The sequence below is a fragment of the Paenibacillus sp. 3LSP genome, from assembly GCF_032465655.1.
Classification (GTDB): Bacteria; Bacillota; Bacilli; order Paenibacillales; family Paenibacillaceae; genus Fontibacillus; species Fontibacillus barengoltzii.
This window is the reverse complement of record NZ_JAWDJI010000166.1, coordinates 18,040-38,357: the sequence shown is the minus strand read 5'-3', so window position 1 is coordinate 38,357 and position 20,318 is coordinate 18,040. Positions and strand designations below refer to the sequence as shown.

At 48.4% G+C, this 20,318-nt stretch carries 15 protein-coding genes and 2 CRISPR repeat arrays (1 of these 17 running past the window's edge); of the genes, 12 read left to right on the top strand and 3 right to left on the bottom strand.

Translation table 11 applies throughout. The features are described 5' to 3' along the window. Nucleotides 1–1,768: a CRISPR direct-repeat array (repeat unit 32 nt; unit sequence GTCGCACCTCATGTAGGTGCGTGGATTGAAAT); it reaches 802 nt to the left of the window's first position. A 315-nt stretch (nt 1,769–2,083) separates the two neighbouring features. From cas3 to RW092_RS13585, 9 genes are all read left to right on the top strand, one after another. Then, a complete protein-coding gene (cas3, locus tag RW092_RS13625; protein ID WP_316010463.1) occupies nt 2,084–4,501 on the top strand; it encodes a CRISPR-associated helicase Cas3' in 2,418 nt (805 codons plus the stop codon). A 97-nt stretch (nt 4,502–4,598) separates the two neighbouring features. After that, complete coding sequence (gene cas5c / locus RW092_RS13620) at nt 4,599–5,312, top strand: type I-C CRISPR-associated protein Cas5c (protein WP_316010462.1); 714 nt, start codon at nt 4,599–4,601, stop codon at nt 5,310–5,312. A gap of 1 nt (nt 5,313) precedes the next feature. Continuing rightward, nucleotides 5,314–7,194 carry a type I-C CRISPR-associated protein Cas8c/Csd1 gene (cas8c, locus tag RW092_RS13615; protein WP_316010461.1) on the top strand — a complete coding sequence of 627 codons (1,881 nt, stop codon included), beginning with the start codon at nt 5,314–5,316 and terminating at the stop codon, nt 7,192–7,194. Next, a complete protein-coding gene (cas7c, locus tag RW092_RS13610; protein ID WP_316010460.1) occupies nt 7,191–8,042 on the top strand; it encodes a type I-C CRISPR-associated protein Cas7/Csd2 in 852 nt (283 codons plus the stop codon). The genes cas8c and cas7c overlap by 4 nt, the downstream gene beginning before the upstream one ends. After that, on the top strand, nt 8,032–8,691 hold the full coding sequence (gene cas4 / locus RW092_RS13605; protein WP_316010459.1) for a CRISPR-associated protein Cas4: 660 nt from the start codon (nt 8,032–8,034) through the stop codon (nt 8,689–8,691). Before cas7c ends, cas4 begins: the two co-directional genes overlap by 11 nt. Continuing rightward, nucleotides 8,688–9,719, top strand: a complete 1,032-nt coding sequence (cas1c, locus tag RW092_RS13600; protein ID WP_316010458.1) for a type I-C CRISPR-associated endonuclease Cas1c — start codon at nt 8,688–8,690, stop codon at nt 9,717–9,719. Before cas4 ends, cas1c begins: the two co-directional genes overlap by 4 nt. 10 nt (nt 9,720–9,729) lie before the next feature. Then, entirely contained in the window at nt 9,730–10,020 is a 291-nt protein-coding gene (cas2, locus tag RW092_RS13595) for a CRISPR-associated endonuclease Cas2 (protein ID WP_316010457.1), read from the top strand. Between the two features lie 178 nt (nt 10,021–10,198). Then, nucleotides 10,199–11,033: a CRISPR direct-repeat array (repeat unit 32 nt; unit sequence GTCGCACTCCTTGTGAGTGCGTGGATTGAAAT). Nucleotides 11,034–11,257: 224 nt separating this feature from the next. Further along, nucleotides 11,258–11,854, top strand: a complete 597-nt coding sequence (locus tag RW092_RS13590) for a type II toxin-antitoxin system PemK/MazF family toxin (RefSeq protein ID WP_316010456.1) — start codon at nt 11,258–11,260, stop codon at nt 11,852–11,854. A 1,260-nt stretch (nt 11,855–13,114) separates the two neighbouring features. Continuing rightward, nucleotides 13,115–14,235, top strand: a protein-coding gene (locus RW092_RS13585; protein ID WP_316010455.1) for an IS3 family transposase whose coding sequence is annotated in 2 segments (ribosomal slippage) — nt 13,115–13,364 and nt 13,364–14,235 — 1,122 coding nt in all. Because the reading frame shifts where the segments join, the coding sequence is not laid out codon by codon here. Nucleotides 14,236–14,313: 78 nt separating this feature from the next. Here RW092_RS13585 and RW092_RS13580 read toward each other — a convergent pair. Continuing rightward, nucleotides 14,314–14,604 carry a nucleotidyltransferase family protein gene (locus RW092_RS13580; protein WP_316010454.1) on the bottom strand — a complete coding sequence of 97 codons (291 nt, stop codon included), beginning with the start codon at nt 14,602–14,604 and terminating at the stop codon, nt 14,314–14,316. Between the two features lie 7 nt (nt 14,605–14,611). Further along, on the bottom strand, nt 14,612–14,995 hold the full coding sequence (locus RW092_RS13575; protein WP_316010453.1) for a hypothetical protein: 384 nt from the start codon (nt 14,993–14,995) through the stop codon (nt 14,612–14,614). 317 nt (nt 14,996–15,312) lie between these two features. On the opposite strand from RW092_RS13575, the gene RW092_RS13570 reads away from it, so the two are divergent. Beyond that, the gene (locus RW092_RS13570; RefSeq protein ID WP_316010452.1) at nt 15,313–15,588 is read left to right on the top strand and encodes a DUF6809 family protein; all 276 of its coding nucleotides are present in this window, start codon (nt 15,313–15,315) and stop codon (nt 15,586–15,588) included. 89 nt (nt 15,589–15,677) lie between these two features. Here the strand turns inward: RW092_RS13570 and RW092_RS13565 are convergent, their stop codons facing one another. Then, the gene (locus RW092_RS13565) at nt 15,678–16,976 is read right to left on the bottom strand and encodes an arsenic transporter (protein WP_316010484.1); all 1,299 of its coding nucleotides are present in this window, start codon (nt 16,974–16,976) and stop codon (nt 15,678–15,680) included. 430 nt (nt 16,977–17,406) lie between these two features. Between RW092_RS13565 and RW092_RS13560 the strand changes: the two genes are divergently transcribed. Together RW092_RS13560 and RW092_RS13555 are read left to right on the top strand one after the other, a co-directional pair. After that, nucleotides 17,407–19,083, top strand: a complete 1,677-nt coding sequence (locus RW092_RS13560; RefSeq protein ID WP_260070114.1) for a TIGR02677 family protein — start codon at nt 17,407–17,409, stop codon at nt 19,081–19,083. Next, complete coding sequence (locus RW092_RS13555; RefSeq protein ID WP_009223784.1) at nt 19,084–20,292, top strand: TIGR02678 family protein; 1,209 nt, start codon at nt 19,084–19,086, stop codon at nt 20,290–20,292. The last annotated feature ends 26 nt before the right edge of the window (nt 20,293–20,318 follow it).

Here is a 20,318-nt window from a genome sequence, read left to right as displayed (position 1 = left end):
TCGCACCTCATGTAGGTGCGTGGATTGAAATCTTGGGCGACCTCAATTATACGGCTGTGAGCCGGGTCGCACCTCATGTAGGTGCGTGGATTGAAATTTGACGCTAGTCTTTGAGAGCTCCTGGCGAATCTCAGTCGCACCTCATGTAGGTGCGTGGATTGAAATCTGCCTAGTCGACACAAAAAGTGCAGGAAGGTGGTAAGGTCGCACCTCATGTAGGTGCGTGGATTGAAATTTCAATTACTTGAGCCCATTCCACTTGCTCATCATCGTCGCACCTCATGTAGGTGCGTGGATTGAAATATGAAAGGAAGTGGTAAGCGTTGAAACTACACCGTGTCGCACCTCATGTAGGTGCGTGGATTGAAATAAAGAAGACATCAAGGCAATTATCATCGAACAACAGTCGCACCTCATGTAGGTGCGTGGATTGAAATGCCCAATCCCCGAAAAGCTGAACGTCCATTATGCGTCGCACCTCATGTAGGTGCGTGGATTGAAATTGCGCGAAGGTGGCGGTCCGATTGCCTTAGCGCGAAGTCGCACCTCATGTAGGTGCGTGGATTGAAATCGCTATACGACGTCAAGGATTGGGGGCGCACGAGTCGCACCTCATGTAGGTGCGTGGATTGAAATGTGCTTCCGATGGGGCTTAATTACGCCAATTACGCGTCGCACCTCATGTAGGTGCGTGGATTGAAATAAGACGCGCACAAAATACTTTGTTGTTGATGAAGTCGCACCTCATGTAGGTGCGTGGATTGAAATAGCGATAATGTCACGATTGATGAGCTGTTTGATGTCGCACCTCATGTAGGTGCGTGGATTGAAATTCCATTTTCGCATGAATCGGTATCACAAGTGGTATCAGTCGCACCTCATGTAGGTGCGTGGATTGAAATTTTTTTAACAATACGGAGCAATTACGCGAGGCTATCGTCGCACCTCATGTAGGTGCGTGGATTGAAATAGTGCGGATAGTATAAATTGGTTTGATAGGTCATGTCGCACCTCATGTAGGTGCGTGGATTGAAATCGCCCTGCGATCGGAACGTGATGTGATGTCCATCGTCGCACCTCATGTAGGTGCGTGGATTGAAATTTAGACCCTTATATGCCTTGGTTCCGGGGGATTGGTCGCACCTCATGTAGGTGCGTGGATTGAAATGGCGATATCCCGGATAGATACCTTATCACAATACGAGTCGCACCTCATGTAGGTGCGTGGATTGAAATATACAGTTCCTGCAATATACTCAGGTCCCGGTCTGGTCGCACCTCATGTAGGTGCGTGGATTGAAATCAACCCCAAAGCTGTAGCATGAAAATTTTTACCGTCGCACCTCATGTAGGTGCGTGGATTGAAATCATATGGGATCGGCGCGCTATGACCTCCACGTTGCGTCGCACCTCATGTAGGTGCGTGGATTGAAATGCTTCTGTGACCTGAACGGCTTTGACGGGTTTGTAGTCGCACCTCATGTAGGTGCGTGGATTGAAATTTGGGTTTGCGCGAAAATGCCGCTCGACCGAGTTGGTCGCACCTCATGTAGGTGCGTGGATTGAAATAGCCGTGATCCCAGCAGTTAAACAGTGTATCTGGCGTCGCACCTCATGGAGGTGCGTGGATTGAAATACCAAGACAACGCCGAGCATATAGAGAAAATAAAGTCGCACCTCATGTAGGTGCGGGGATTAAAATTTATAGTCATTACGAATCTGAATAACCTTATCTCGTCGCACCTTACTCAGGTGCGTGGGTTGAAACTGTAGTATGGTCATTTTATGTGGTTGTCTCAATGTTCGGGAAAAACATGTGGCCTTAAGTCGTCCCTATACCGGAAAATAAAAGGAGATACCAGAGATCAGTCACTAAGTTCCCACTAACTTTTCCTTCATGGAATACGAACATTCCTCTCCAAGGCGAACAGCTTCATTCTTATTTCTCCACTATCTATCCATTCAACTCCTCCTTTTTTGTAATCATAGTACTTTTTACCCGAATACTGGTGAAATATGACAAATAATGCGGTAAAATAGAACTAGATTGTATTGCTATGATCATGTGCGAGGAGATGTGCTTGTGTATATTGCTCATGTACGAGATCATGATAAAGAAATTCAACCGCTAAAAGCACATTTGCTTGGAGTGCAACGACTAGCGGAACAATTCGGAGCAAAGTTGGGTCTGAAGCACGTCGCCGGGCTAGCCGGGCTGCTTCATGATCTTGGGAAATATAGCGATCAGTTCCAGAAATATATAGACGTCGTTGCTTTTCACCCTGAATTACCTCAACCAAAGCGCGGTGAGGTTGATCACTCTACAGCGGGAGGCAGACTCCTGTTCTCGTTGCTCCATCATAAGGAAAGTACCTACCTAGAGAAGCTATTAGCTGAAATCGTCGGCAATGCTATCATCTCTCATCATTCCAACCTCCAAGATTATCTCTCACCTGAAATCAAGTCGGACTACTTAAGACGAGTTCAAGATACGAATCTTCCTGAATACGATTTGGCTGTTGAACGTTTTTTTCAGGACACGATGTCCAGAGAAGAGCTCAGTCATTACATTCAAGTTGCCGTAAATGAACTGAAACAATTTTGGAACCGTACGCCTGAACAAAGCTTTTTTGTTACAAAGTATGTTTTCAGTTGCTTAATTGATGCGGATCGGACCGACACACGTTGCTTTGAAGAACAGGCTGAGGTAGTGGAGTCCGCTCAGAATCTTCCGTTGTTTGAAATTTACTATCGTCGCTTAATGGATCATTTAACTCATCTCAAAGAAAAAAGTAATGCAAGCGACCCTATCAACGCACTGAGAGCCCAAATGTCGGAGCAGTGCGACGAATTTGCTGCTGAACGTCCGTCTGGCATTTACACGTTATCCATCCCTACGGGTGGAGGCAAGACACTGGCCAGTCTGCGATATGCTCTTCGTCATTCCTGTAAGTACGAGAAACAGCGGATCATTTATGTCGTACCATTTACCACAATCATAGAACAGAACGCGAATGAGGTCAGAAAAATTCTGCAGGACAACGAACATATTTTGGAACACCACTCCAATATTATCGAGGAAGGACAGAAAGATATGGAGGATGGCGATGAAGCCGATGACGGGCTGATTACGGACAAAGAGAAACTCCGGCTTGCTCGTGATAACTGGGATAGCCCGATCATTTTTACGACCCTTGTCCAATTTCTCAATGTCTTTTATGCCAAGGGCAACCGCAATACTCGTCGTTTGCATAATTTGAGTCGTTCGGTGATTGTTTTTGATGAAGTCCAGAAGGTCCCTATTCATTGCATCTCCTTGTTCAATGAGGCGTTGAATTTCTTGAAACAAGATGCCCATTGCAGCATTCTTCTTTGCACGGCGACTCAACCTACACTGGAGAATGTGAAGCATAGCCTCTTGAAGGATCGGGATGGGGAGATGGTGTCGAACTTAACTGAAGTTGTGAAGGCATTTAAGCGGGTCGAGCTGATTGACCGAACGGAAGAGCCTATGACGAATGAGACGTTAGCCGATTGGGTGAAGTCGGAAATTAACACATGGGGCAGTACACTGATCATTTTGAATACCAAAAAGGTAGTAAAGGATTTATACGAAAAGTTAAAGGATAGCCCTATGCCTGTCTATCACCTTAGCACGTCCATGTGCGCGGCACATCGAAAGGATCAGCTCAAGGAAATCCGAAGTATGCTGGACCAGCAAGTTCCTATCATATGTATCACTACACAACTGATAGAAGCCGGGGTTGATGTCAGCTTTAAATGTGTGATTCGTTCTCTGGCGGGGCTGGACTCGATTGCCCAGGCAGCTGGACGATGCAACCGACATGGAGAAGATGAATCGCAGAATGTATATATCATCGACCATGCGGAGGAAGCCGTTTCGAGGCTGCAGGAGATTAAAGTCGGAAAAGAAGTGTCCGGCCGCCTACTAGCCAGATTTAAGAAGAAAGCAGATCAGTATGAAGGAAACTTGCTTTTGCCCAAGGCGATGAGCGAGTATTTTCGCTATTACTACAATCGGATGGAGGCTAATTTAAACTATTACGTTAAGGAATTAGATAAAGAGATGACCAAGCTCCTGATGTCGCTCTCCCCGGAAAATGATTATGTGACGCACTACCGCAAGAAACAGGGGACAAGCTTTCCATTAATTTTAAATGGCAGCTACAAAACGGCAGCAGAATACTTCCGGGTTATTGATCAAAAAACAACTTCCGTTCTCGTGCCGTATGGAGGAGGCAAGGAACTGATTGCTCAATTAAATAGCGGGGCTTGGCTTGATGATGTGACCCGATTTTTGAAGCAAGCCCAGCAGTTTACGGTGAACCTGTACTCGCAAGAGATGGAACAGTTAAAACGGGACAACGCTATTGTCGAGCACCTGGACGGCATGATTTATGAACTGAAAGAGAACTGGTACAGCGATGAGTACGGTGTGGACTTGAAGGGGGAGGGAGGAATGGACTTTGTGGCTTGGTGAGATCATTCCTCTGCTGAAATACAAGATGATAAAATCTGCAGCCTGAGAGAAATAAAAATCTTATCAGGCTGCTCCTGTAAAGGAGGTGATTCAAACCATGAGGAACGAAGTCCAGTTTGAAGTTTTCGGCGACTACGCTTTATTTACCGACCCTCTAACCAAAATAGGCGGTGAGAAGCTGTCCTATAGTGTTCCTACCTATCAAGCGATTAAGGGAATTCTCGAGTCTGTCTACTGGAAGCCGACAATCATGTATATCATCGACGAACTGCGTGTCATGAAGCCGATCCAAATGGAATCCAAGGGAGTGCGCCCGATTGACTATGGGGGCGGGAACACGCTGGCAAATTATACGTATCTGAAGGATGTACATTACCAAGTAAAGGCCCACTTTGTCTTTAACGAACACCGGCCGGATCTCGCCTTCGACCGTAATGAAGGAAAGCATTACAGCATCCTTCAACGATCGTTGAAAGCGGGGGGGCGGAGAGATATTTTCCTGGGTACTCGAGAGTGTCAGGGGTATGTGCAGCCTTGCGAATTTGGCAGTGGAACAGGTTACTACGATACGGATGGAAGAACGCATTATTTAGGAACGATGGTTCACGGGTTCAATTATCCCGATGAGACAGGGAAGAATGAGCTTTCGGTTAGGCTTTGGAATGTTGAGATGAATCAAGGGTACATCCGGTTTCCAAAGCCAGAGGAATGCTCCATTGTCCGTACAGTCAGAGAAATGGAGCCCAAATCGTTCCATTCGGATACTATTGAGCCTGCGGAACAACTGCTCCGTACTTTAGGAGGTGAATGAGATGAGTTGGTTGCTTCACCTGTATGAAACGTATGAGGCAAATCTGGATCAGGTCGGGAAAACGGTGAAGAAACGCGACCGAGAATACACGCTGCTGCCGGTGTCACATACAACCCAGAATGCACATATTGAAGTTACGATCGATGAAGACGGGGACTTTCTCGAGGCCAGAGTATTGGATAAGGAGAGTACCTTAATTCCCTGTACAGAGGAATCCGCCAGTCGATCAGGCTCCAAGGTCGCTCCCTACCCGTTACACGACAAGCTTAGTTATGTCGCTGGCGACTTCGTGAAGTATGGCGGACAAATCAAAAATCCAGATGAAGTTCCTTTTGATAAATACATCCGCAATCTAGAGGAATGGGCTAATTCGCCCTACGCTACAGAGAAATTGAAATATATTTACACGTATTTGCGTAAGGGACGGTTAATTGAGGACTTGGTCGCCGCTAAAATCATCAAGCTTGATGAGAACCAGCATCTGATCGAGAAATGGGATGAGAAATATACGGCAAAGTTCGGGGACAAGCCGCCCATTTTCTCAAGCGGGGCGGCGGAGACCTCCAGTGCTTTTATCAGATTTAATGTCCTCACTCCTGATTCCCCTGAGGAAGTATGGAAAGACCAGGCGATGTTTGATTCATTTATTGCTTTTTATAATCAGAAGCTGGGAGAAACGGATGTTTGTTTCGTTACAGGCGAAATGCGTCCGAGTACGGAACGGCATGCGAACAAAATTCGTCATGCAGCGGATAAAGCTAAGTTAATATCTGCGAATGACAATTCGGGTTTCACTTTTAGAGGGCGCTTCAAAACAAGCAAGGAAGCCGTATCCATCAGTTATGAGGTGTCACAGAAAGCGCACAATGCCCTGAAGTGGTTGATTCACCGTCAAGGGAAAACGGTTGATGAACGTGTTTTTCTAGTGTGGGGTAACGATAATGCCCCCGTACCGAATACCGATGAGGATATTGTAGATATGATGCGTCATTCTGGCCGCGAAATCGAAAGAGAACCGGATACGGACAAGCCTTATGCTGAACAAGTAAAACGGGCGATAGACGGATTTCGGAATGATCTGACGTATCAATCAGAGGTGAACATTCTCATTCTGGACTCCGCAACGACCGGTCGGATGGCGGTACTTTACTATCGTCATCTGAATAAGGAATTGTATTTGAATCGTCTGGAAGAGTGGCATAACTCTTGCGCCTGGGAGCATCGGTACCGCAAGGAAGACGAACAGTTTATCACTTTTTATGGAGCACCGGCAACGAAGGATATTGCTTTTGCTGCTTACGGCCCCAGAGCAAGTGAGAAGATCATCAAAGGGACAATGGAACGGATAATTCCTTGCATTGTCGACCGACGTGCAGTCCCTCGTGATATAGTCAGAAGCGCCTTCCACCGGGCTTCCAACCCTGTATCAATGGAACGGTGGGAATGGGAGAAGACGTTAAGCATTTCATGCGCATTGATTCGAAAAATGCTGTTGGAAAAAGGGGAGGAATGGAACGTGCCGCTTAACACCGAATCCAGGGATCGGAGTTATCTGTTTGGCCGCTTGTTGGCTGTGGCGGATGTGCTTGAACGGGGAGCACTAGGCAAAGATGAGACAAGGTCTACTAATGCGATTCGTTATATGAACTCGTACGCCCAGAATCCGGGACGAACCTGGAAGACAATACAGGCCAGCCTTCAGCCTTATCAAGCCAAGCTGGGAACGAAAGCGACCTATTTATCTAAGTTGATTGATGAAATCGCCGATCAATTTGAGGATGGGGATTTCAATAATACTCCTTTAACCGAGCAATATTTACTTGGGTTCTATAGTCAACGCCGTGAACTTTATAAGAAAAAAGAGGAGGATACAAACGAATGAGCACGCTTGGTCATAAAATCGATTTTGCTGTTATTTTGTCCGTGACGAAAGCCAATCCCAACGGGGACCCGCTGAACGGTAACCGCCCACGTCAAAATTACGACGGCCATGGGGAAATCTCGGATGTGGCTATTAAACGTAAAATTCGCAATCGCTTGTTGGATATGGGAGAAAAGATTTTTGTTCAGTCGGATGACAGAAAAGTGGATGATTTCAAAAGTTTGCGTGAACGTGCGGATGCCCATCCGGAGCTGGCAAAGATGCTGAAAAGCAAAAATGCATCTGCGGATGAATTTGCTAAGCTGGCTTGCCAGGAGTGGATCGATGTACGTAGTTTTGGACAAGTTTTCGCCTTTAAAGGTTCCGAGCTGTCAGTAGGCGTCCGTGGTCCTGTCTCCGTTCATACGGCCACAAGTATTGATCCGATCGACATTGTCAGTACCCAGATTACCAAAAGCGTGAACTCCGTAACAGGGGACAAACGCAGCTCCGATACGATGGGGATGAAGCATCGCGTGGATTTTGGCCTATACCTGTTCAAGGGAAGCATTAATACGCAACTTGCGGAGAAGACAGGTTTTACCGAAGAAGATGCAGAGAAGATTAAACAGGCGCTGATTACACTGTTTGAAAATGACAGCTCTTCTGCTCGTCCGGACGGCAGTATGGAAGTCCATAAGGTATATTGGTGGAATCATTCCTCCAAGCTGGGGCAATATTCTTCGGCCAAAGTACACCGGTCTTTGAAAGTCTATTCTACAACGCCCGAACCTAAACGTTTTGAGGATTACACAATTGAACTTGAGGAACTCGATGGCTTGAATGTCGAGGTTTTGAATGGTCGTTAATGATGAGGATCGCTATTTGATGTTGTCAGGGCTCCAGCATTTCCAATTTTGTAAACGTCAGTGGGCCCTGATTCATATTGAACAGCAATGGGATGAAAATGCCAGAACTATCGAAGGTCAGCATTTACATCACAAGGCGGATCAGCCGTTTATCCGGGAAAAGCGAGGAGATAAGTTAATCGTTCGCGCGATGCCGATTCAGTCCAAGGAACTGCAGTTAAGCGGAATCTGTGATGTTGTCGAATTTGTCCAGGATCCTGAGGGGGTTGAAGTGTCGGGAGCGGAAGGCACCTATAAGGTCTATCCGGTTGAGTACAAGCGGGGGAAGCCGAAGAAAGGTGATGAAGACATCATCCAGCTTGCAGCCCAAGCGATGTGTCTGGAAGAGATGATGCTATGCAGTGTGGACAAAGGGGATATATTTTATAACGAAATCAAGCATCGTGTTGAAGTGCCGATTCATGACATGCTGCGAGAACAAGTAAGACAAATGGCCGCGGAAATGCATCATTATTACGATAAACGCCATACGCCGAAGGTAAAGACGGGACCCTTTTGCAAAAATTGCTCTTTGCAGCATATCTGTGTGCCCCATTTGATGCACAAACGCTCGGTCCAAAGCTACATCGAAGGGAGGCTGAGTGATTGAAGAAGCTGTTAAATACGTTATACGTTACTCAGCCGGATACGTACTTAGCGCTTGATGGTGATAATGTGTTGTTACTTAAAGGCGATGAAAAGATCGGTCGCTTACCGCTCCACAATCTGGAAGCGATCGTGAGCTTTGGATACACGGGGGCGAGTCCTGCATTAATGGGGTATTGTGCGGATCGGAATATTTCCATCACCTTCTTGACCCAAAGGGGAAGATTCCTGGCAAGAGTCATTGGAGAAAGCCGAGGAAATGTCATTTTAAGAAAAACACAGTACCGGATTTCGGATCATGAAGAGGATGCAGCGAAAATAGCACGAAACTTCATTACAGGGAAGATCTATAACCACAAGTGGATCTTAGAACGGATGACACGAGATTATCCGCTGCGCATTGATGTTGAACAATTCAAGTCGATTTCAGGCCAGCTTTCGGGTATTTTGCTGGAAGTCCGCAACAGTAATAGCCTGGAAAGTTTGCGGGGGTGGGAAGGCCACGCCGCGGTTCTCTATAACCAGGTGTTTGATCAGATGATTTTGCAGCAGAAGGAGAGCTTCTTTTTTCACGGGAGATCCAGAAGGCCCCCAAAGGACAACGTAAATGCCATGCTGTCGTTCGCTTACACTCTCTTGGCTAGAGATACGGCTGCGGCTTTGGAGACCGTGGGGCTCGACGCTTATGTCGGCTTTTTGCACCAGGACCGTCCTGGTCGAGCTTCCCTAGCCTTGGATCTGATGGAAGAGCTGCGAGGAATTTATGCTGATCGCTTTGTGCTTTCGCTGATTAATCGGAAAGAAGTGACAGCGACTGATTTTGTGACAAAGGAAAACGGGGCTGTGCTGATGACGGACGAGGCTCGCAAAAAGTTTTTGCAAGCATGGCAAACTAAGAAGCAAGAGAAGATTACCCATCCTTTCCTGGATGAAAAAATCGCCTGGGGGCTGGTTCCTTACGCTCAAGCTTTATTATTGGCACGTTTCTTGCGTGGTGATTTAGATGAATATCCCCCATTTTTATGGAAGTAGGTGAATTGGGATGCTTGTACTCATCACATACGATGTTCAAACCTCAGGCGTAGGTGGATCTGCTAGGCTTCGTAGAGTGGCTAAGGCATGTCAGAACTACGGACAACGGGTGCAGAATTCCGTGTTTGAATGTAATGTCGATGCATCCCAGTTCACCGCTCTGAAACTGGAGTTATCCGAACTCATTGATCATGAAAAAGACAGCCTTCGATTTTATCGGTTAGGCAATAACTACAAAACTAAAGTCGAGCATATTGGCGCAAAGCCGTCGATTGATTTAGAGGACCCGCTCATCTTCTAGAGGTTAGCGGTGCGAACCCCAAGCGCACATAAAATCCCCGGGACGTTCGCACTCCGCGTCATTAAAGGGTTCGTTCGAGTTTCTAGTTGAAAATAACCGTAACATTTCGCACTCACAAAACAGGTTCGCACTTCCGGCCATGTGAGGCCTTGTGGCTCAAGGCTTCCCAAGTGCCGCTGTCGCACTCCTTGTGAGTGCGTGGATTGAAATCCGGATCTCCTAGCGCAATTCCTGCGCGATAACGGTCGCACTCCTTGTGAGTGCGTGGATTGAAATCCTCCTCTGGTAGATTAATAGACGTCCATTCAGCCGTCGCACTCCTTGTGAGTGCGTGGATTGAAATTTTACGGTCTGCGGCGATAGGTTATCCGCAACGGGTCGCACTCCTTGTGAGTGCGTGGATTGAAATGAAGTTTAGACCAAGTTTTCGCATTGAAAAACTAAAGTCGCACTCCTTGTGAGTGCGTGGATTGAAATACATCAAAGCCAACAGCATCAAACACCGTCCTTAGTCGCACTCCTTGTGAGTGCGTGGATTGAAATGCTAAGGCTGGCGAGAAACCGTTCGACTTCGCGGGTCGCACTCCTTGTGAGTGCGTGGATTGAAATCTCAATTACGTAAATTTGTCCGCGTTGCTCGACGTCGCACTCCTTGTGAGTGCGTGGATTGAAATACTTAGCGTTCGCTTGCGCTTTTAATTGCGCGGATGGTCGCACTCCTTGTGAGTGCGTGGATTGAAATATATGACGCTCAATTAAACGCCCCGGACGTTAGGATGGTCGCACTCCTTGTGAGTGCGTGGATTGAAATATATGACGCTCAATTAAACGCCCCGGACGTTAGGATGGTCGCACTCCTTGTGAGTGCGTGGATTGAAATGATGAATTCAATGTCCTCTTCTAGTTCGTATATAGTCGCACTCCTTGTGAGTGCGTGGATTGAAATTGGGAAGGAGGTGGCGGTGGAATGGGGAACCAAGTGTCGCACTCCTTGTGAGTGCGTGGATTGAAATATACTGCTTTATCTTGTTGCCAAGAGCACGCATAGCGGTCGCACCTTACATAGGTGCGTGGATTGAAATAGCGCCTTATGGGTGTAATTCCAGCCACGCTTCGTCGCACCTTACATAGGTGCGTGGATTGAAATGGTGCCTTCTCGGCGAGAAGTTGGGGGGAGTTTATAGATCTGTTAATACAAAAAATCGGGAGTCAATAAAAGGATGGAGGGGCTAACTTGGTGAGAAAGGTAAAAGATAATGAAAATCTAATGAAAATAATGGAGATGAATTTAAAGCGATTGCAGAATACCATTGAAGAAATGGAAGAAAAAAGGGGAAGCATTTTTATTCGTTGGTTAGATCAGCAGAACAAATACCTGGAGTGGGAGTTTGATTTTGATCCAAAAAGGTTGAAAAGATACAAAAGAGGAGAAGTTGTTCATATACACTTTGGCTTTAATGCGGGATCCGAACATGGGGGGCCGCATTGGGCTGTGGTACTAGATGATAACAAAAGATCCAGTCCTACTGCAGTAGTGTTGCCCCTTGGTTCTCTTAGTGAGGATCAGTCATGCAGTGATGTACATACTGATGATGTATATTTAGGCGTAATTCCGGCCGTCAATGACAATAAAGTATTTGCTATACCCACTCAGATTAGAGCAATAAGCAAATTGAGAATAACTAAACCGAAGAAGACGAAAGATACCTCCTATTTTCTAACGAATGAGCAATTAGATGCTATAGATCGTAAAATTTTTGACTTGTTTTTCAAAAAATCAAAAGCAATTTATTCGCATATTTCAGAAGCAGCTTCAACTTCCGAAATAACATAAGTTGACTTTTTAAACTACACTCCTTATAATTTAATTATCGTTGGTTCACTAGGATGCAACATTAAATCATAAACAGCGCCCTTTGCGGCATTTAAAGAATTCAATTGATGCAAATTTAAAGAGAAGCCACTCCTTATGGGGTGGCTTCGGTCGTTAATCGCTGTATTTGAGTTGTGAGGTAATTCGGAGCAGATAAACCGTGCGTTTCGATCAAAAGCTGATCGCTGTCATATGGCGACTGCTCTTAAGTGGTCCGGGCTTCGTGAATCGTTTTGGAATCAAATTCGCTGTAGATCGCTTGGACAAGCGCCTTCATTGCACCTAATCCGCTTTGCGCCGAGGATGGCATAGCCCATCGCCCGCTTAAAAGTCGCACCCATGTAGGTGCGAGGATTGAAATACGATTGAGGAGGGGAGCGACACCTTCCTCCAAGACTTGTCGCACCTTACGCAGGTGCGTGGAATGAAAAGTCTAATCCTATAAAGAAATCTATGTCTTGATAGTCGCACCCTATATGAGTGTGTGAATTGAAATGGTGTCCTCTCGGCGAGAAGTTAGCGAAGTTTATAGATCTGTTGGATAATATTGAATGGACGGCGAAAAGTAAAAGAAAGCTCGCATGACAAGTTCCCAAATATGCAGAATGGTGTAAAGGAAAATCAATCTTGCAGGAGATGGAAGAAAACAACGATTTTATTATTTGGCTAATGGGTGGCTATAAGGGATTAACCTTGCCCAGGCAGCTTCTGATCATAGATGGAGTAAAAAGTACAATCAATGTGGACCATGTTGAAGGATCTTATTTGTCACATGTGTTGGTTAGAATTATTCTCGAGTAAAGTCACAGTGACTGCGGGAGTTTGGTGCGAACCCCAAGCGCACATGATTTTTCTGGGGGGTTCGCACCACGTGCCGTGCGCGGGCTGATAGCATTTTGACCTCTTTTTGCTATGCTTAAAACAGCCATTTTACAAGGTTCGCACTTTTGAGCCTCTGAGCCCTTGCTGGGCCTGGGCTCATTTCGGGCGCTGCGTCGCACCTTACATAGGTGCGTGGATTGAAATATTTGCGGCCGGTGCCGCCTTTTCCGCGCTATCTGCGTCGCACCTTACATAGGTGCGTGGATTGAAATCAGCCTGTAGTAACAGGCCGTGATCTTTACTCCATTGTCGCACCTTATGGATCGGCTACACTTAGTTGGACAATAAAAATAAGGGCTTGTAGAATAGACCTATCATGTTAAGGAGCGGATCTCAACAATGCCTAAACAACCACGACGCACGTTTACAACCGAGTTCAAAAAGCAAATGGTGCAGCTCTATGAAAACGGGAAATCCCGCGCAGCGATTGTGGAGGAATATGACCTCACTGCGTCTGCTTTAGACCGCTGGATCAAGCAAGCCCAGACCACAGGCTCCTTCAAGGAGAAGGACAATCGCTCTTTCGAAGAAAATGAACTCATCACTTTACGTAAAGAGATTCAACGACTTAAGATGGAGAACGATATTTTAAAGCAAGCCGCGCTGATCATGGGACGAAAGTAGCTATCATCCAGAACAACCGTGATAAATACTCGGTATCAGCAATGTGCGACGTCCTACAAATTGCAAAGAGTACGTTCTACTATGAAGCAAAGGAACGAGCGAAGGAAGATGAACTAACAGAAACGATTGTGGAGATCTTCCACAAGAACCGCAAAGCTTACGGCACGCGCAAGATTAAAGCCAAGCTAAAGGAACAAGGAATAGTTGTATCTAGACGTCGCATTGGCCGCATTATGAAGGAGCAGGGGCTGGTCTCCACCTACACGATCGCTCAGTATAAGCCCCACAAAGCGGCCTCCAATGAAGCAAAGACGGCAAATGTGCTGGCTCGTGAGTTTGAGCAGACAGAAGCAAAGCGCTTCGTCGTTAGCGATCTAACGTATGTAAAGGTTCAAAACAAGTGGCATTACATTTGTGTGCTGATCGACTTGTTCAATCGAGAAATCATCGGGCATAGTGCGGGCCCAAACAAGGATGCGGCTCTGATTTCCCGTGCCTTCTCTACCGTACAAGGTGATCTGCGTCAAATCCAGTGGTTTCATACGGACCGCGGTAGTGAGTTTAAAAACGAAAAGATGGACGAGCTATTGGAGACCTTTAAAATCGGTCGATCTCTCAGCATGAAAGGCTGTCCCTATGACAATGCCGTGGCTGAAGCTACCTATAAAATTATGAAAACGGAGTTCATTAACCAGATGAGCTTCCACAGCCTTCTTCATCTAGAGGTGGAACTGTACGATTACATCATCTGGTTCAACAAGCATCGGATTCACGGAACACTGGGATACCTGACACCTGTTCAGTATCGTCAAGAAGCCCTTAATAAAGTTGTCTGATTTACTGTTGACAATCCACTTACATAGGTGCGTGGATTGAAATTGGGCTAGATATATCACGACTCAATTCGCTCACCCTCACCGGTAATTTTCCATGATTTCCTTGCGTTCGTTAAGCAGGCATATTCCTTGAGGGCTCGCAAAAATGCGGGTCCTGCCTAAAGCGGCTATAAATAGTTCATAAGCGGAAGGGGTTGGCTCGTCGGATAGATAGGCAATATCTACATCACCATCTGGGCGCAGCTCCCCCCTTGCAGCCGACCCGAATAAAATCATGGTATGCGCATTAAAATGCTCGTTTAAAAATTGGATTATGGCGGATTTTTGATGTGTTTCAAGTCTTGGATTATTAGGCATAAGACCATCCATCCGCTAATTACTCATACACCAGTTCCTGATTTCTGTTATAGATTTGTACCGACGTTGTTCCTTGGGCTGCTTCGTCGTAGTCTCCTAAAACAATATAATCTCTTCTTGAAGGATCCAAACCTAGCTGATGCCAGTCATTTTGGTTGAATGTGGCCTGAATGATGCTGCCCTCCCGAAGAAGTTGATCATCATGAATACGAATCATGAGATAGGGATAACCAGTCTGAACGCCAAACACCTGAACAGGGTTGCGATCGTCTTCGTTTAGCATGAGATCCATATGATAATCCAGTTTTTGATTAATTACGTTAACGACACAAGCTCCGATTTTAGCACCCCTTTGATAAAAAACATAAGCAAACGGCTTGTCCACTTCGTTATTTATCTTCACGTCCAGTACTTCGAAGTGCTCCTTTTCTTGCAGTTGCTGAATATGGGAGTCGGTAATAGGGCTGTAGGATTCGCGTTGAGTTAGGAGAGTAAGCAATATAAGACAGACTAGGGTAAGTCCGCGGATAAGCCACCTCTTATTGATCATATGTATCCCTCATCAGCACTTTGTGCTCCATTTCATTTCCCACCTCAGTCACAAGATTCTTTCTATCTATTCTAAATATAAATCCAGAAATAGAAAAGATATGTTACGCATATACGTACCACATGCAGCCTCCAATTTTGCTATTCTTATCCCCAAAAGGAGGTTTTTTGATGCGCTCCTTTCTAGAATCCTTATACTACGACTACATCATCCCCGAGCAGCAGCTCATCCCCAAAGACCCGCAATACCGTCAACTCAGCAGAGAATTATCCGAAGCGACGATGGCTTGGAAAGAGAAACTATCGAGTGAGGAATTTGGCGAATTGGAGGCGCTAATCGACTTGCAGCAGCAGATTCAAGGGATGGAGATGGCGGCGGCGTTTGCGCGGGGGTTCAGATTGGGTGCGGGATTGATGATTGAGGTGTTTTCAAGGGACAGGGCGTAGCCTTCATAAAGTCCAGGCAACCGTTGGCTCAGCAACTTTACAGGATTTATCTTCTATAAGAATGAAAAAAAGGGAGCATCTGCCCCCTCCTAAAACACCACCAAAACCACCCACAACCCTACCAATGTCGCAAACAAAATCGGGATCGTTAGCACGATGCCGACTTTGAAATACGTGCCCCAGGAGATGCGGACGCCCTTCTTGGCGAGGACGTGGAGCCACACAAGGGTCGCAAGGGAGCCGATCGGCGTGATCTTCGGGCCGAGGTCGGCGCCGATGACGTTAGCGTAGATCAGCGATTCGCGGATCGGGCCGGAGGTAGCGGTTTCGGCGATGCCGAGTACGCCGGTCATGACGGCCGGCAGGTTGTTCATGATCGACGACATGAATGCCGAGATATAGCCCATGGCGATCGTGGATATGAACAGACCTTCATCTGCCGCTGCTTGGAGCAGCTTGGCCAAGATCTCGGTCAGCCCGGCATTGCCGAGGCCGTACACGACAAGGTACATCCCGATCGAGAAGACGACGATATTCCACGGCGCCCCCTTCATGACAGCCTTCGTGTCAACCGCTTGGCTGCGGTGGGCGATAGCCCAGAAGATCAAAGCCACGGTGTCGGCGAGCAAGGATACCGGAAGATGCAGAAGCTCACTCACAAGGTAGCCGATCAACAGAACACCCATCACGACCCAGGAGATGCGGAACAAGCGCTGGTCCTTGATCGCTTCAGCCGGTGCTTTCAGCTTGGAGGGGTCATAGTCGCGAGGAATGCTTTTGCGAAAATAAAGTAACAACACCGCCACCGTCGCCCCAAGCGAGAACAGGTTTGGAACAAACATTCGAGCGGCATACTGCGCGAACCCAATCCCGAAATAATCCGCTGACACGAGGTTCACCAGATTGCTGACCACCAGCGGCAAAGAAGTGGTGTCTGCGATAAACCCGCTCGCCATGATGAACGGAAAGATCATCTTTTCCTCAAAATTCAAATGTCGGACCATCGCCAACACAATTGGCGTGAGGATTAAGGCAGCCCCATCATTGGCAAAAAACGCCGAAACGACCGCCCCCAGCAAGCTGACGTAAATGAACATGCGGATGCCGCTGTTTTTGGCGGCCCGGGCCATGTGCAGCGCCGCCCACTCGAATAAGCCGATCTCGTCCAAGATCAGCGAAATGATGATAATCGCAATAAACGTCAAAGTGGCGTTCCACGTAATCTGTACGACTTCCCCGACATCGTCAAATCCGACGACTCCGGCCGCCAGGGCCAGTACCGCTCCGCCGCACGCAGACCACCCGATATTCAGCCCCTTCGGCTGCCAAATGACAAAGGTTAAAGTTATCGCAAAAATCAGTACGGCTGCAATGATGTCAAATCCCATCGGTTTCTCTTCTTCCCCCAAAAATCTCTCTCTGTAAACAAGCCGTTTATCATTGTCTCACTGCTTTCCTTTTTTGTACATAGGGTGGAGGGGACTAGCGTCCCAATTCGGAGGATTTCTGATGTCGAATCAAATGAAATTTGGGATCGGCTTGAAGAGCCGGCGGCTGTTTTCTTTTGCTATAGAAGCTCCATTCGATCGAAGACGGAGCATCATTCCCAGCCAAGCCAGGACTAGCCGATGGTTGCTGGCTCTGTTTTACTTGTTATACATCGCATTTCCAAGGTACCGTTTTTTTGTGGTTTCAGTTTGTCCCCGATCCATCAACGACAAGTAATAACATCGTATGACTTCCCCCCTCTCGGCTTGTCACAAGGTGGCGGGTATTTTAAGATGAAAGTAGTTTTCTGAAAGGAACGGGGGGGCGAGAATGGAGTCTCATTTGCCGGGGTTGCCGGTGCAATCGTTGCGCGGGATACCCGAGTTGAAGTATGTCAATGCTGACAACGTGGTTCGCTACCGGGCGATCATGCGTTTTTTCTATCAGGAGTATAAAAGACTGCGGTATTGGCTGAAGCCGGAAGACGTCTTTGAAGCGGTCAAGGCTTGGAACGTGTGGCCGGATTATACACTTGAACTGTGCCAAGGCGACCTGGATCAATTGGTGGAGTGGCAAAACCTGACTGCCCGTCACGACGGTGGACGCTCCTCCACGCTGGAAGAGTATCTCAAAAAGAAGATGCAGTATTTGCTCCGCCCGTATTCCATCGAAATCGAACGGCTGCTGGAGACGCTGGAGAAGGTAACGGGGTATGGCGGTTCGCTGGAAGCTTCCTTATTCGACACGATTGCGGATAAACTGTTTGACATTCGTAGCCAGGTCGGAGAACTGGAGCCGGACGCGGCGCTGGAGCTGTGGAACGTCTTGTACCGTTCGTTTGTTAACCTCCATGAAAATGCGGCGGACTATATCGCTAGCCTGCATACGGCTCGGGCGGAAGAGATGATGGTGACGGAAGCTTTCTTGATCTTTAAGGAAAAGTTGACCGATTACCTGCAAAATTTCGTACAGGCGCTACAGCGGAGCGCTTATAAAATCGAAGGTAATTTGCAGCGAATTAACGATTCGGTACGGGATCTGTTTTTAGAGCAGGTCGTGGAAGGTGAGCTCCGAAAGCCGCGGCTGGAGGACGAACCGGATCGGGAGGAACTGCTGGAAGAACTTCGTCAAGGCTGGACGAATATCCGGCGCTGGTTTGTGGGCGAGGGGGCTGCGCCCAGCGAGCTCACCTTGCTGGAGCGGGCGACGAAGGATGCGATTGCCCGTATTGTACGCAGCGCGATTCGTATTCAGGAACGGAAGCGTTCGGGACTAAGCCGCAAAAAGGAGCTAGAGCACTTGGCCCGCTGGTTTGCTTCGATCGAAACGGTCGAGGAGGCGCACAGGTTGTCCGCATACGCTTTCGGATTGTTCCCGACGAGGCACTTGCAGGGCGAGGATCTGCGCGACTCGGACCGGGCGGACATGTCGTCCTGGGAGGAGCGGCCGATGGTGCGCATGCTGCGTTCGCGCAGCCGCAAGCGCGGAGAGCGTCAGCCGGCGGACGCGGTGCGTGACAACGAGCGGCGGAAGCAGCGGGAGCGGGAAGCGTTCAAACTGCGGCAGGCAGAGGAATGGCGGATGATCGCGGCGTTACTAGAGCGGAGCTCCGTCAAAGTGTCGGAGCTCGGGCCGGTGACGGCCAGGGAGCGGCTACGGTTGCTGCAGTGGATCGGCCGGTGCATGACGACAGGAAATGGCCACTCGTTTGTTACGCCGGAAGGCGTGTTGATTCGGATGAGCAATCCGCGTACGGCGGAGCGGACAATCTTGCACGCGGAAGACGGCGAGTTGGAAATGGCAAACTACGAGCTGCATTTTAGGCTGACGGAAGCGGCGAATGGCTTGGCCGTGGGAACAGCCGCAAAGCAGGGGGCAAACGGGGCCGATATTGCCGCTGCGGAAGCGGCTGCGGCGGCCGATACGGCAGAAGTCGAGGGAGAAGCCGGATCAAGATTTGAATCGGAGGTCCGATCCGAAAACGAGGCGGAAAGGCAGGGGCGGTAGATGGCTGGAGGTGCGCTCAAAAGACTAAGCAAACGGGGAATAAACGCCGAGCAGGCGGCCGAACGAAAGCGCGCGTGCATGCACGCGCTCTTGAACCGTCCGTGGGTTGCAAAGGAGGAAGACCCGGACTTGTATTTTGCCATCCGGGACCATTACGAGGAGCTGCGCGACTGGTTTATGGATAAGGCAGGTTTTCCGCTGATTATGACCCGGACAATCGCCAAGCTGGACAAGACGCCTGTGAAGGCGCACCCGTGGATGGGTTTTCCTGAGTTTCGCGAAAAGCGGGACTACGTTTTTTTTACCTATGGACTGTGGTATTTGGAAGGAAAAACGGAGTTGGACCAGTTCCTGCTCACCGACATCGTGGAGGAAATCCGCGAGCAGATGCTGAGCGCGGGGCTGGAGGCCGACTGGCGGAATTACTATGACCGCTTGTCGATGGCCAGAGCGCTGAAGAAGCTGCGGGCGCTTGGCGTGCTGCACAGCGTCGACGGCGATGAGGGCCAGTGGGCGCAGGACGCGGAGCGCAATGCATTGTACGAGTGTTCGCCTTTGGCCCGATATGTGCTTCGGCGCTTTCCGCGCGATTTGACGGGCTGCTCGCGGCTGGAGGAGTTGGAAGACCCCATTCCGTACGCCGACACACAGGACGGGCAGTCGATGCGGCGGCGGCACCGGATATACCGCCGGCTGCTATTGGAGCCGGCGGTGGTGGACAGGCATTGGGATGAGGAAGATTTGAATTATGTGCTGTGGCAGCGGCGGGCGATCATCGATCAACTGGAAAATATGCTCGGCTGGACCGGGCGGCGTTACCGGGAAGGGCTGTGGTTTTTCCATCCCGAGCTGACCGGCGAGAGCGAGCTGTTTCCGACGATGTCGGCCGCTTCGGATTTGGCGCTGCTGCTTGCGAGCGAAATCCGCAAGGAACTGGCGGAGGGAGGCGTATTGTACGTGGAGGACAACGGCACGGTCCGGTTGACCAAGGCGGATATCGAGACGCTTCTGTACAGGCTACAGCTTAAACATAAAGAGTTTTGGAGCAAGGATCTTCGGGAAGCTGCCTCCCAGGAACTGGCGGAACTGTGTATGAACCATTTAGCCGAATGGGGGCTGGGAGAGTGGGAGGGCGAGACTTCGTTCCTGATCTCGCCCGTACTGGCTAGATGGAGTTCGGAATATGCAAATAACGATTTTGATACTTAGGTGTGGTGGATCAACATCCAAACGGG

Bases quoted from the DNA above. Each gene is read 5' to 3' on its own strand.
- cas5c (WP_316010462.1), top strand. From the start codon at position 4,599: ATGAGGAACGAAGTCCAGTTTGAAGTTTTCGGCGACTACGCTTTATTT.
- cas8c (WP_316010461.1), top strand. From the start codon at position 5,314: ATGAGTTGGTTGCTTCACCTGTATGAAACGTATGAGGCAAATCTGGAT.
- RW092_RS13565 (WP_316010484.1), bottom strand. From the start codon at position 16,976: ATGGGATTTGACATCATTGCAGCCGTACTGATTTTTGCGATAACTTTA.
- RW092_RS13560 (WP_260070114.1), top strand. From the start codon at position 17,407: ATGGAGTCTCATTTGCCGGGGTTGCCGGTGCAATCGTTGCGCGGGATA.
- RW092_RS13555 (WP_009223784.1), top strand. From the start codon at position 19,084: ATGGCTGGAGGTGCGCTCAAAAGACTAAGCAAACGGGGAATAAACGCC.
- cas2 (WP_316010457.1), top strand. From the start codon at position 9,730: ATGCTTGTACTCATCACATACGATGTTCAAACCTCAGGCGTAGGTGGA.
- cas4 (WP_316010459.1), top strand. From the start codon at position 8,032: ATGGTCGTTAATGATGAGGATCGCTATTTGATGTTGTCAGGGCTCCAG.
- cas7c (WP_316010460.1), top strand. From the start codon at position 7,191: ATGAGCACGCTTGGTCATAAAATCGATTTTGCTGTTATTTTGTCCGTG.
- RW092_RS13580 (WP_316010454.1), bottom strand. From the start codon at position 14,604: ATGGATGGTCTTATGCCTAATAATCCAAGACTTGAAACACATCAAAAA.
- RW092_RS13570 (WP_316010452.1), top strand. From the start codon at position 15,313: ATGCGCTCCTTTCTAGAATCCTTATACTACGACTACATCATCCCCGAG.